The 12,120-nt window shown below is 48.0% G+C and carries 13 protein-coding genes; all 13 read right to left on the reverse strand.

Features of this window, described 5'->3' with window-relative positions; translation table 11 throughout:
* Positions 1 to 26: 26 nt before the first annotated feature.
* Positions 27 to 3,416, reverse strand: a complete 3,390-nt coding sequence (locus GLV97_RS13195) for an SCO7613 C-terminal domain-containing membrane protein (RefSeq protein ID WP_160889833.1) — start codon at positions 3,414 to 3,416, stop codon at positions 27 to 29.
* 102 nt (positions 3,417 to 3,518) lie between these two features.
* Positions 3,519 to 4,235 (reverse strand): phosphatase PAP2 family protein, encoded by a 717-nt coding sequence (locus tag GLV97_RS13200; RefSeq protein ID WP_160889834.1) that lies wholly within the window; start codon positions 4,233 to 4,235, stop codon positions 3,519 to 3,521.
* A 240-nt stretch (positions 4,236 to 4,475) separates the two neighbouring features.
* Positions 4,476 to 4,826, reverse strand: a complete 351-nt coding sequence (locus GLV97_RS13205) for a DUF4440 domain-containing protein (protein WP_160889835.1) — start codon at positions 4,824 to 4,826, stop codon at positions 4,476 to 4,478.
* Entirely contained in the window at positions 4,823 to 5,191 is a 369-nt protein-coding gene (locus GLV97_RS13210) for a VOC family protein (protein WP_160889836.1), read from the reverse strand. Before GLV97_RS13210 ends, GLV97_RS13205 begins: the two co-directional genes overlap by 4 nt.
* Positions 5,192 to 5,207: 16 nt before the next feature.
* Positions 5,208 to 5,861 (reverse strand): YdbC family protein, encoded by a 654-nt coding sequence (locus GLV97_RS13215; protein WP_160889837.1) that lies wholly within the window; start codon positions 5,859 to 5,861, stop codon positions 5,208 to 5,210.
* An 11-nt stretch (positions 5,862 to 5,872) separates the two neighbouring features.
* Positions 5,873 to 6,436 (reverse strand): histidine phosphatase family protein, encoded by a 564-nt coding sequence (locus tag GLV97_RS13220; protein ID WP_237418621.1) that lies wholly within the window; start codon positions 6,434 to 6,436, stop codon positions 5,873 to 5,875.
* Positions 6,437 to 6,438: 2 nt separating this feature from the next.
* On the reverse strand, positions 6,439 to 7,173 hold the full coding sequence (locus GLV97_RS13225) for a class I SAM-dependent DNA methyltransferase (RefSeq protein ID WP_160889839.1): 735 nt from the start codon (positions 7,171 to 7,173) through the stop codon (positions 6,439 to 6,441).
* A gap of 14 nt (positions 7,174 to 7,187) precedes the next feature.
* Positions 7,188 to 7,610 (reverse strand): metallothiol transferase FosB, encoded by a 423-nt coding sequence (gene fosB / locus GLV97_RS13230; protein WP_160889840.1) that lies wholly within the window; start codon positions 7,608 to 7,610, stop codon positions 7,188 to 7,190.
* Between the two features lie 96 nt (positions 7,611 to 7,706).
* Positions 7,707 to 7,952, reverse strand: coding sequence for a hypothetical protein (locus GLV97_RS13235; protein ID WP_160889841.1), 246 nt, complete (start codon positions 7,950 to 7,952; stop codon positions 7,707 to 7,709).
* A complete protein-coding gene (locus tag GLV97_RS13240; protein ID WP_160889842.1) occupies positions 7,952 to 8,581 on the reverse strand; it encodes a lysozyme family protein in 630 nt (209 codons plus the stop codon). Before GLV97_RS13240 ends, GLV97_RS13235 begins: the two co-directional genes overlap by 1 nt.
* A 408-nt stretch (positions 8,582 to 8,989) precedes the next feature.
* Positions 8,990 to 9,391 (reverse strand): hypothetical protein, encoded by a 402-nt coding sequence (locus GLV97_RS13245; RefSeq protein WP_160889843.1) that lies wholly within the window; start codon positions 9,389 to 9,391, stop codon positions 8,990 to 8,992.
* Positions 9,392 to 9,837: 446 nt separating this feature from the next.
* Positions 9,838 to 10,380 carry a hypothetical protein gene (locus GLV97_RS13250; protein ID WP_160889844.1) on the reverse strand — a complete coding sequence of 181 codons (543 nt, stop codon included), beginning with the start codon at positions 10,378 to 10,380 and terminating at the stop codon, positions 9,838 to 9,840.
* Between the two features lie 568 nt (positions 10,381 to 10,948).
* The gene (locus GLV97_RS13255) at positions 10,949 to 12,118 is read right to left on the reverse strand and encodes a type III PLP-dependent enzyme (RefSeq protein ID WP_160889845.1); all 1,170 of its coding nucleotides are present in this window, start codon (positions 12,116 to 12,118) and stop codon (positions 10,949 to 10,951) included.
* Positions 12,119 to 12,120: the final 2 nt, after the last annotated feature.

Genomic DNA, 12,120 nt, shown 5'->3' on the forward strand with positions numbered 1-12,120 from the left:
TGATGGTCAGCCGGTTCATAAGGGCGCTAGTCCCATTGCTTCAGAGACAGCCACCATTGCTTCAGCTTCCGCTCCACTGGTTTCTCTTTGCCGGACTGCTGTTTCTGCCATTCGTTATAGCTGGCCGTTCCAATCAATAACAGCCCAGCGGTCAGTAGATACACCCACCACGGCGCCCGACCCCAGTACGGCTTGGTTTGATAGATGACATTGAAAATCAACACACCCATCCCTGTAAAAAAGTAGGATTTAATCTTCAGCTGCATACCTGCCAGCATGGACAGGACAGATAAGCCCCCGATGATCCATGCATCCCAGATGGTATGGCTGAGGATTGCATCGCTCACCAGATAGGCCGCAATAAAAAGAAGGAGCGCGGACTGCACGTGGTTCATCATCCCCCTGTACTCGTGCCACGTTCGTTTCCGCAGCAAATAAAGGACGAACAGGAGCGGCAGAGTATACAGTTCAGCTTCCAATAGATCAGGAACGTAGGCCCGGTAACCGGCAAGGACCCAAAGATAAGCCCCGTAAAAACAGGCGCTTCCGACCGTGTAGGAAACCTTATCAAACAAGGGCCGTTTCCATCTGGAAGCGGATCCCATCATCCACGCGCCTGTAAGAAGAAGCGGAAGCCCTTCCACCCACACATTCCCGAAGCCAGTTGTGTAGATGGTAAGAAAACCGATATACACGAGAGCGGTGAACGCATACGCATCCACCTTCTGTCTGGAAGGGATAAGGGAACGGAACAGGTACCAACCTGCAACGTACACGAGCACTGCTGCTGCAGCAAGAACCGGAATCAATACGTCCCTGCCCCACATCTGTCCGATGTTCTCCCACATCAAAAGCGTGAGAAGCAGCGGCAGGAACAGAACATACCACCAGCGGCGGAGGTGAATCAACACAAGCGTGATGACCACATATGCGCACATCAGTGCGATTTCAAAGGAAGCCGTCGAACCGCTGCGACTCATCACCAGAGCAAGACCAACAATGGAATATGGAATCAAAAACCAGTCCAGTCGTTTTCTCCAGGATGGAGACAGAACGGCCCACACGATTCCGAGAATGACCGTGGTAATCATGAACGCATATTCGCCCGGGACCGCCGTCCAAAGCCCCCACTGCTCTGAAAGGGTGTAAACCGAAACATAGACAAGGAAGGCAGCCGCATAGAGCATATACCGCCGTCCATACTCCCGCTCTGCGTGCCGGGCACTCCAGCTGTACACACCGAGAGGCACGAGGAAGAACAGAGGATGGACCCCTTCTGTTCCAAGCGTCGTCAGCCATATCAGTCCGATGATGACTGGAAGCATCCCATGAGCGAGCCGGTAAAAAGACGGACCCAGCCCGAGCGCTTTGCCTTTGTCTGCGATGACAAGCAGAAGAACCGGGGCAAATAGACTATAGATGAGGGCTTCCTCAAACCCGGCCAGCGGAAGAGGGCTGATGAGCGACAAGTAGAAGCCCGCTGTCGTTAATGCAGGAAATATCCAAAGGGAAGCTTTTTTTCCATAGACCGTCAGACCGTACGTGACGAATAAACCGATGAACAATAACAGGGGCCGGACGAATATGGGATCCACGAGCGGGTCGAATAGAAGCAGGGCCATCGCAGCGATGTAGGTGCCCTGTCCGATGTAAAACGTCTTGATCTCCAACGGTTTTTCCTTTATGAACCGCCATGCACCCGCACCGGCACACAGAAGCAGCCCGGAACATGCCAAATGAAAGGAATAGCCAAAACCATCTCCGTATCCCGGAATCCCATCCGTCATCGGCTGGTAAATGAGAATCATGGAAATCAAGAGGGCTGCGGGATGAAACCACTGGGCCGTCCAGCGCCAGTCCTCTTCGGCTCCCTTTTTGTAGACAGCGACAGCAAGCGCTGAGCTCACGAGAAACTGCAGCGATAGGTGGCCATAGGCCTCCATCGTCCAAGCGAGCGTGATACAAGCCGCCATCGCAAGCAGGCTTATAAAGAAACTGCTGAATTGTACCGGCTGTATCCAGCGGCCTTTTCCCCACAGACCCGGGACAAGAAAGAGAACCGCAGCCGCAAAATAGACGAACAAATACATCGGCCCACCGTCTATCAGGGACCAGAGCTGAGCGGCACTGATCATATAAAAAACCGGGGTCAGATACATGAAAATGGTGCGCCCGGAAACAACAGCAAGCAGCAGGTAGTTGAGCATGATGATGATATACGCAGCCAGAAGCAGCCATGAATCCTGTTCAGCCCGAAGCTGCAGACTTTGGAACGTAATGTAGATAAAAGCACAAATAGAAACGACACCACTGGTATAGTGGAACATCTTTTTGACAAAGCCCTGCTGCTTCACGGCATAGGCAAATCCTAAATAAAGCAGGCCTGCTGCGGGAAGTAACACCTCTTCCACCTGCTGCAGCGGGGTATGTTCGACAAGCTGATAAACAGCGTAGGCGAGCATAGCGGAAAAGACGAATTGATATTCCTTCGTCCCGTAGACGAACACCATCGCCATATACATGGCCGCTGTAAGCAGCAGGTTAAAGCTGTAGAAAACCTCCTCCTCAAAAAAGAAGAGCATAAACAGGGTCGATAAGACGAGATGCAGCTGGGTATATACCGGCAGCTCTCTCGTAAACAGCTGCCAGCGCTTCTGTTTTCTGAAACGGATATATCCTCCCAGCAGAGCGGCGTTGTACATCATCACGATGAGGTAAAACCCGTCTGTCCCAACAGGAAGCGCCCCGGCTGTAAAGGCCGCGGTCATGCTCATGAAAATCAATGCTATCCATACATACAGCCGCGAGCGGTAGACGAGGGCATGACGGATATACAATGGCAGCGGAATAAGTGCCCCCGCCATCCCCAGGATGTAACGCCCCTCTCCATCTATCGAATAATAACGGCCGAACAGTTCAAAATAACCGGCGGCAAGAATGGCGACCGGAATCAATAAACTGCCGAGTGTCAAAAAAGCGAAAGCTGTTTTCTCTATGCCTAGCACCCTTTTCGTCCCGTAACTGAGCGCAAAGAAGAAGAGCGAGACTCCGATGATGGCCGTGAGCTTCGCCCCGGGCCCCAGCTGATCCCATTGGCTCGTCGCAATGATCACCCCTGTCATAAGAAGCAGGGCTACTCCAAGAATCAAGGACCACGTAATGTTCCGTTCCCTTACCTCTTCCGGAGACTTCTGCTTTTTCACCTTCTTTACCGGTTCCGCAGGCTTCGGACGTTCGTTTTTAACGGGGGCGGAAGCTCCCTGACGCTCGATTCTTAAAGCCACGGCTTCCTTATATTGTTGATCTTGTTTTTTTACATATGTATAAGTCTCATCATCGATGTACCCTTCATTTCGTAATCGATTCAGCCTTTCATGGAAATGTTCATCTTTCAGCTGATCGGCATATTTCCCCATCGGTCTCCCTCCTGTCCCATCCATTGTAACACCCGGTTGGTAAGATTTGGGATGCAAACACAAAAACGCCCCGCCCTTCCTTTGAAGAGCAGGACGTTTCCATCAGGACGACATCGTTTGTCTTTCAGACGATTGATCGTTTCTGCGACGGCGCCACATCATCATTTCCAGGGAAGCGATACAAATCAGCAGCCATCCGAGACCAAGCGCAATACCTGCGGCGATATCAGTGAAATAATGCACCCCGATAAAGGTACGGCTCGCCGCAATGAGAATAATAAGCGCTGTGAGAAGACCATTGATCGTCCACTTCCATTTTTTATGAAGGGGGCTGATGACGGTCAGATAAATCAAAAAACCATAAAAAGCCATCGCTCCGGATGAATGACCGCTCGGAAAACTATAGCCGACACCGTCATACTGCTCCAGCACTTCCGGACGCTGCCGTTCAAACAGCAGTTTCAGGCCCTTCGTTAACGCACTGATGCCGATCATATTCACGAGAAAGAATACCCAGAGCCACCGGCTTGTCTTTGAGAAGAACGCCAGGTAAACGAGCGTGACAGCTGAACCCACCGTGATCCACCAGACCGATCCAAGTTCGGTCACTGTTCCCATAAACTGATCAAGACCGGGGGTGGACAGTGCTGCTGTTAGATTGGATACGGCCTGATCGACCGCAAATTTTTCATCTTCCATTACATCTTCCGCAAGCTCAATAAAGCCGTAAAACGCTGCACCCATCAGAAAAAACCCAATGATGACTGTGACGACGGAGGCTTTAGATGGCTCGGAAGGATGAATACCGCGGAATAACATAACTATGATCTCCTTTCATCCATGTTCAACTATCATTCTTTTACCCTTTATGAAGCTTTCCGCAAACCGATATCAACCCTTTCAACAGTCCGGGGGGATGGATAGATCTTCCATAACATGGAGATCTTGCAGAAATCATGGCTGTGCCCTGAAAAAATCGGCTTCCTCACGAACATCGTTGGTCGAGTCCTATTTTCATCCATAACCAAAAAAAGCACAGGAACGAGTCCTGTGCAGAAGTTATTTCGGAGTCGGAGTCCCCTGATGGTGGACCATCTTCCACGTGTCCCCATACTTTTTCCAGATCGAGCTCCGCCATGACGTTTTCCCAGTCTCTTTGATATGAAGCAGGAAGGTGGTCAGCGCGGCATCTTCGGCAAGCAGCTGCACTTGAAACTGTTCACAAGTCAGCCCGCGGTCCTCTTCGCGGGGCAGACGTTCGAGTACATGGTCTTTTCCGAAGACGGCCCCTGTGCTGGAGATTTCCTGGAAGTCATCAGCCAGCCGCTGATCGAGTTCTTCTCTTGAAGACCTCACCCCAGACGTCAACAACTCTGTCTCCTGCTGATATAAATGGGCATACAGGTTCATGAGGAGCGCTCCTTTACTTCTATCAGTCCGAAGCCGATGCCGGTCGGGTCGACGAGATAGGCGAGGTAGAAATCGTCGTATTCCATTTTCCCCTTTACTACGAGGGCCCCATTCTGCTCAGCCTCTGCAATCGTTTCATCAATGGAGGCCACTTCGACTTGGATGCGGACGCCGTGCGGGAAATCTGCGCCCCCTTTTGAGATGCCGCCGTAGACACCGTTTTCCTGACCGGTCGATATAGGAGCGTACCCCTGGGAAGGCTCCTCCACCTCCCAGCCGAACACGTCTTTATAAAATGACGCTGCTTTTTCCGGCTGCTGGCTGCTCAGTTCAAACCCTACGACTTTTCCTTTTCTTTCAGTCATCCTCATTCTCCTCCATTCAGGAATGCCGCCCCATTACAGCCGGCATCACCCGCCAGTTTTCCTCGATGACACACCCGTCTCCTGTAAGGGTGGAGACAAGATTTCCAGGTTTAGCGTTAGTCAGGAGTTTCGGAAACACATCCGATTGATAACGCCTGTGAAACGATTCATCCGCCCAGCTCGATAAAATAAGGTAACAGCACTCACTCTCTGTATGTCCGGCAAAAAATCCGCCGGTCATTCCCAGGGATGAAGCCATCCCCGGATTCCAAATGTTTTCCTGACCCTCAAGAAAACGAGGGACGCTTTCCTTTTTCACACGAGTGAAAGCCAGACGCAGAAAGGCTCCCTCCTCTAAAATATCGGCAGGTACAGCGCCCTTGATGTTATAGAGCGTTTCATACAATTGGACATCCATCTTCTCATACGTCTGCGCCTGACCTGACTGTTGAAATATCTCCTCATGGTCGTTCTTCATAAAGCTGTCGTAAACGTGACGATCCTTCCAGAAGGTAAGAATAAAGGCGCGGCAGGGGTGCTTTTTGCTCCAGCCACCGGCCTGCCCCAGAAACCCGGGGATGTCGCTGAGCCGGCTCCATAAAGCCTGAACTTTTGAAAAAGCCTCTTTCTTTTCAGAACTCACTTTACATTTGATTAACTTGATCAGCATGCAGATTCTCCTTATCCATGCACATGTACCCAGCCGGCATCCAACAAAAAGTCGTTCCTTGTAAGGGAACGGGATTCCAGGATCTCCCTGTATGAGGTGATCGTTCCATCATGGGACAACAAAAACACTCTCCCTTTTCTCCATTTTCGGCACCGGGTGAGAAACTGCCGGCCTTGATCAAAGAATACCTCATCCGGCATAAGATTGATGCCGTGCTCCCATAATTCAGCCTCACACCGCTCATCCACCTGAAGAGAGGAATCAGAGACCTCTTCCATCGATAATATTTCGTCACAAGGGAGGGTTTCACATCCTTTCCTCTGAGGAAAAATCCGCGGTCCTGCCCAAGGAGTGACCATCGCCTCCGCCACCTCTGATTGATTCCAGTGATGAAACGTTTCAAGTGTTCGGACCGTTGGACTGATGAAGACCAAGTCCCCGCTCTTGAGAGGAAGTCTTCGATGCAGTTCTTCCGCCTGCTTCCTTCCTTTTTCAGTTAAAACAGGATGGCGGAGCTGCAGGCTTTCCGGTGGATCCGCTGTATGCCGGGCTTCTGCATGTCGGACAACGATCATGTTCACTTCTTCTCACCACCTAAAATAAGAAACAGTGGAATTCTCATGCGCCGTTCATATTCCTTCTTCTCAAGAAAAGCGTCCGGCTCCGGGCAGCCTTCCTTCATTCCTGTTATTCTGAACCCTGCCTGCAGAAGTTGTTGTACGTAGTCTTCTACAGGACGGTGGTATTTAATGACCTCATGATCAATCCAATGCTCCTTCCGCTCTCCTGTATGGAAATAATTATCCACCACACAGTCCGACCGCCCGCCACGCTGGTTAGACGGCGCTGGAGTCGATGTCAGAAGCGGATGCTGGACACTGAACACAAAGCGGCCGCCCGGCTTCAGACCTTGATAGACGCTTTGGAAGACAGCGGGAAGCTCTTCGATATAGTGAAGCACCATCCTTGAAGTAATGAGATCATACACGTCCCGTCCCATCTTAAAATCTTCCACCATCCCATGGTGAAGACGGGCCTGGACGGTTCTCAGGTTTTCCTGTGCGGACGCAAGCATATTGGTCGATCCTTCTACTCCTTCATACAGCCGGCAGCCGACTCTGCAAAGGTCCAGCCCAAAGGAGCCATCTCCACAGCCGAGATCGAGCACCCGCTGATCATGAACCTCTCCAATCATCGATAGAAAAGCCGGCTTTTCCATCGCGTTGTTAGGACTCTCAGGTCGGTTGCGCCGGTGTAAAAAAGCATCAAAAAAATCATTTTCATCATAAATGGATGAACCTTTGTATCCCATCCTGTCCCTCCTGATCAGTCATCAAAAAATTCCATATGCGGCTTTGTCTTTTTATAATGATCCAGCCTGTCAGCTAAGGTTCCTGTATGAAACTCGAATTTATGCCCATCAGGATCTGTAAAATAGATCGATGAACGATCGCCGGCTTCCCGTTCCCGGCCGTTCAATATATTCACACCCCGTTCCTCCAGTTTCAAGACCATGAAAGGAAGTTCGTCTTCCTTTATGGAAAAAGCGGTATGCGTGTAGGAAGCCTGTTCTGGTCTCGGTATATTCTTTTCTTCGTTAAGGGCCAGCCATATCCCTGCAAGATCAAAGTAAGCGGTCGTCCTCCTCTTCGCAAGCAGACGCGCGCCGAAAACATCCTGGTAAAAATGGATCGACCGCTCCAGATCGGAGACTGAATAAAGAAGATGGTTCAATCCGGCTGCCTTCATCCGCCGTCACCCTTTCTATGAAACTTCGTTTATTATTTCAAAATAATTGAATGTTTTCAATCATATTCCATACAAAAAAACCCCAGGGATGTGTTTTCAGTCCCGGGGTTCTCCACAGCGGCATGTGTAGGCTTCAAATCTATATGTCTTATAAAGCAGCGGAACGTCTTCCTTTCCGGCCGGCGTCTGGTAGACTTCGACAAGAGGAGCCACATCCTGCCCGGCCGCTCTGGCTGCAGCGGCTTCAATATCTTCTTCCTTTTCTATTTCATAACGGTTCATAGCTTCACATAATGATTCGTGCGGACAGACATCATAGGTCACCGCTGTAAAAGCATTCATCATACGTCCCCTTCTTCTTCATAGTAATCCAGAACAGCATCTACATAATAGATATCTCCGTAACAGGCATCATACTGCTCCGCTTTTTCCCGGATACAGCTGTATTCCCCCGTATCCTTCAACTCTTCATATTTTTCTGCTGAAAAAGAAATGGCCAGTTCCTGTGTATATTCGCCGCCCCGGTTCATGACATAATCGATGAAACCGGCTCCGAAGTTGTAGGCCTGCAGGGCAAGCTTGACGTCTCCATCTGCCTTTTCCAACGTTGTGGCAAAGTAGGACACACCCTGCCGGATCGATACCTCAGGATCCTCGATACACCCGACTTCCCCGCAGTAGGACTCGGAAGCCTGCATCGGATCCTCACCGCGGCCGCCGGATTCCTGCATCATAAGGGCAAGCAGCACCTCCGTTAGGCCTTCTATCCCCTCTTCAGCTGCATATTTCTCTACTTCCTCTTCATACTGACGGACACTGTCTGAAAGCGGATCCGTCTCTTCCTCGATGATACTGCTCATTACCCCGCCGCCGGCGGCCCCTTGGACGACGAGATAAATAAGACCGGCCGCTGCAAGGAGAAAAAGTAAAGGTCCCCACGGGCCGGATGTGTTACGGTTGCTGGATGCCATTGCCTTTCCTCCTTTTTCTTCTCTCTTCATCATACAATAAGATGAAAAGATTGATAGAATAAATGCTCATAAAACCGCCGTCCACAGGAGAGCCTTTATAGTATTGCAAACGTCCCTGCGGACACTCCCTATATTTCGTTCAGACCGACACGTTCCGCTTATCTGTGGAAGCCTGACGCGGGCACATGTGTCCTGCACAGCCATCCGGGCCGGAAAGTTCTATTTTAAATAGATGGCTCTGTTAACGTTTACTACTGTTATTACCAAAAAAAGGAACTTCTAATTTTATAGAAGTTTCTTTTTTATGTTTGACTTATTCAACTACAGCCTGCTTTTTTAAAAATTACTTTCGAAATAACATCTTTTAATAATCAATCATTCCAGTTCACTAGATTCAAAAAACTGATCTCACTTCTTAACGTTTATGAATGAATAAAGCAAACCGAAAATCAGCCCCATAACTGAGAATGTAAGATAAAGTATTAATGCAGTTTTGTTTAGATATATAGAAACTGGATTGTTATTCAGCGTACCGCCTGAAAATGTCAAAAGTAAAAGTGCTATAAGAACAGCTACAAGGATGCAGCTGAAGGGGAGTGTGAGGAATGTTAATTTACTTGTCTCCTCAGTGACCCATTGACATATTAGAAAAAAGAAAGGAATAATCACAACGACATAAAATAAGCCGCCCCATATTAGGAGAAAATCAAGTTCTCTTATATTTATATATTCTCTTTGTAATAGAATATAAACTATGAATGCCCCTGTAAAGGACAATAAAGGTGTTATAACATTCCGTGCAAGCTTCAATGATCATGCTCCTTACATTGCAGGATAAAGTTCAATTAAAAAATTTTTATAACATAAGTGGGTACCTTCTTTCTGATGGGTACGCTTCCATATAGATAAACCTTCTTTTCCTTGAATATCCAAGCAGCTACGGTTAAAAGTGCAAAACAACTATGGCCCCTTGTATTTTTGTATGCTATCCTGCTTCTGAACGATATCAAGCATTTCTTAGGGACACCTTCAAAAGAATGTTCATTGATTTCCTTACCATACCCAAATAACGTACCTTAGTATGATTAAAAACGTGCTCCTTTTCAAAAGACCTCCGCTTTGTACTCTTTATATATATTTGTCCATTGTGACTAAAGCCCCTATCGCGATAGTTACCTACCACAACGAATTAAACAGCTGTTATATTAACATCGCTTTATGATTACCCTTAATTGACCCGTACGATTGATTTCATCTCATCTTATGTTCATCATCTTTTGGGTGATCATACCAGCAACTGCAGATTTAGGTAGTGCGCCGTCTACAATCAGATCAGAGTTTGGTTTTGTCGTTTCCAGCATATTAAGATAACCACGCCTGCCTACAGTTAAGTAGTTATCTAAATCCAATATTATATCTTTAGCAGATTCACTTTTAAAATCTCTATTTATTCTACGTGCCATTGCAATATCCAATGGAGTATCAATAAACACTGCAAGGTCAATAAGCCTGCTTGTTTTGTTATGTAAATAGGCAAACGGAAAATCTAATATTATGTAATTCAAAGATTCAGTCAGCAGCTGATTTATATCTCTAATAAGTGGTGATAAGTCCCAATCATCAGGATTACAGCCATTGTCTATCCATTTAATCGTATCTTCAGGACCGTTAAAATCGTAATCATCAAAATATATAGTTTTACTATTTGGCAGCCTGTCTTCTAAGCAAGAAGCAATTGTTGTTTTTCCTCCGCCTGAAACTGAACCAATAGCAACTACCATGGTTGACTTTCTTTTCATTAAACTCCCCCAATACTTCCGTTTGTCTATCATTATCTACATGAGGCAAGTACTCTATTGAACAAGCGCACCCCTAATCCTTATTTGGTAACAATTTATACAAATGATAAATCGTGCCTGAAACCACTAAAACAATGGTAATGATTAGTAAAGCCGGATGATCTAAGGAAATACCTTTACCATTTAACAATACAAAAGTTACTATACCCCAAAGGACTAGTAGCCTTATTAATCTATTGGCTGACTCAGACTTTAACAACTTCTTCTCCCTCCCCTCAGGTAGAGATCGAGCTATCTATAAACCAATCCCAATTATTTCAAAATGTTCATGCTAACTCAAGTTTATTCAAAAGACATCCCAGGAGAATTTCTCGTAACGGAGTCTTCCACAACCTATGCCCTTTAGCGAAAGACTCCATTTCAAGGCCCTCATTCAATACGGACACAAAATTCAACGGTGGCTGGAAATACTTGAAGCCCCATAACAAGCTTGAACAGAGCCCAAATAAAAAAAGCTGCCGAAAGCTCTTTCGACAGCCTTGAATGCTCTTATTGCCGGGGAATTTTTTTATTCATCTACATAGATCATCTGAGGTTCAGGGTGACTTAGAAACTCATGATGGGAGATGGTCCAGGCATAAGCCCCGGCATATTCAAAAACGACAAGGTCTCCGGCACGGAGAGTATCCACCTTTTCCGCACGGACGAGCACGTCATTCGGCGTACAGAGTTCTCCGGTAATTGTTACATCCCGGCCCGCCACATGCGGACGCGGCCAGGGTTTCTCCCACTTCTCTACGGGGATGATCCGAAACGGATGACTCATTTTCCAGGCCGCCGGCAGGCGAAGGTGGTGGGAACCGCCGCGGACAAGAGCAAAGGCTTTGTCGTGATTTTCCTTTACATCCAGCACTTCTGTCACATAGGAGCCGCATTCAGCCGTCATGTAACGGCCGAGCTCCAGGATCACGGTCAGATCTCCCGCTTCTTCTTCTAATTGGTGCAGCCCGGCGGCAAAAATCGGCCAGTCAAACGGATCGTCCGGGTCCCAATAATTGACGCCGATGCCCCCACCTACGTCAACCGTTTCCAGATCCAGCTGGAAAGTTCCGGCCCAATCCTTGGCCTTTTGAATACAAAGCTCAGTAAAAGCCACGTGCTTCCGGGCATCGAGGTTATTGGACATGGCGTGAAAATGGAAACCTTTCACGTCGACATGATCGAGTCGGTCGGCGGTGTTCAAGCAATCAGGAATCTGATATTCATCGATGCCAAATTGTGTGGCTGTTCCCGACATCATATGATGACTTTCCGGCACATCTTTGCGAAGATTGACACGAAGCAGGACGGGCATCACTTTCCCCGCATTTCCGGCGGCTTCGTTGATTCTATATAAATCGTGGAGACTTTCCACATTGATGTACCGAATCCCCTTCTCAACAGCTGATGCAATTTCCCGGTCTTTCTTTGCAGGCGCACCGAAAAGAAGCGGACGTTCTCCTTCCGCTTTCTCCATCTCCCCTTCAGAGGCCGTATCAAATCCATCGATGATGGGAGCAAGCGCTTCTAAAATGTTGGGGTCCGGATTTGCTTTTACGGCATAATACAGCTCACAAAAATCCGGCAGACCCGCCTTCAGAGAGGCCGCATGGGTTTTCAACTGCTGTAAGTCATAGACGTACGCGCATACGGGTTCCGTCTCTCGATGCTTTTCATTGATGATTTTCTCGATATCCATGT

Source organism: Halobacillus litoralis, from assembly GCF_009856355.1.
Classification (GTDB): Bacteria; Bacillota; Bacilli; order Bacillales; family Halobacillaceae; genus Halobacillus; species Halobacillus litoralis_B.

Coding starts and splice junctions, on each gene's coding strand:
- GLV97_RS13250 (WP_160889844.1), bottom strand. CDS start 10,380: ATGAAAAGAAAGTCAACCATGGTAGTTGCTATTGGTTCAGTTTCAGGC.
- GLV97_RS13220 (WP_237418621.1), bottom strand. CDS start 6,436: ATGATCGTTGTCCGACATGCAGAAGCCCGGCATACAGCGGATCCACCG.
- fosB (WP_160889840.1), bottom strand. CDS start 7,610: ATGAAGGCAGCCGGATTGAACCATCTTCTTTATTCAGTCTCCGATCTG.
- GLV97_RS13210 (WP_160889836.1), bottom strand. CDS start 5,191: ATGACTGAAAGAAAAGGAAAAGTCGTAGGGTTTGAACTGAGCAGCCAG.
- GLV97_RS13200 (WP_160889834.1), bottom strand. CDS start 4,235: ATGTTATTCCGCGGTATTCATCCTTCCGAGCCATCTAAAGCCTCCGTC.
- GLV97_RS13195 (WP_160889833.1), bottom strand. CDS start 3,416: ATGGGGAAATATGCCGATCAGCTGAAAGATGAACATTTCCATGAAAGG.
- GLV97_RS13225 (WP_160889839.1), bottom strand. CDS start 7,173: ATGGGATACAAAGGTTCATCCATTTATGATGAAAATGATTTTTTTGAT.
- GLV97_RS13205 (WP_160889835.1), bottom strand. CDS start 4,826: ATGAACCTGTATGCCCATTTATATCAGCAGGAGACAGAGTTGTTGACG.
- GLV97_RS13215 (WP_160889837.1), bottom strand. CDS start 5,861: ATGCTGATCAAGTTAATCAAATGTAAAGTGAGTTCTGAAAAGAAAGAG.
- GLV97_RS13255 (WP_160889845.1), bottom strand. CDS start 12,118: ATGGATATCGAGAAAATCATCAATGAAAAGCATCGAGAGACGGAACCC.
- GLV97_RS13235 (WP_160889841.1), bottom strand. CDS start 7,952: ATGAATGCTTTTACAGCGGTGACCTATGATGTCTGTCCGCACGAATCA.
- GLV97_RS13240 (WP_160889842.1), bottom strand. CDS start 8,581: ATGGCATCCAGCAACCGTAACACATCCGGCCCGTGGGGACCTTTACTT.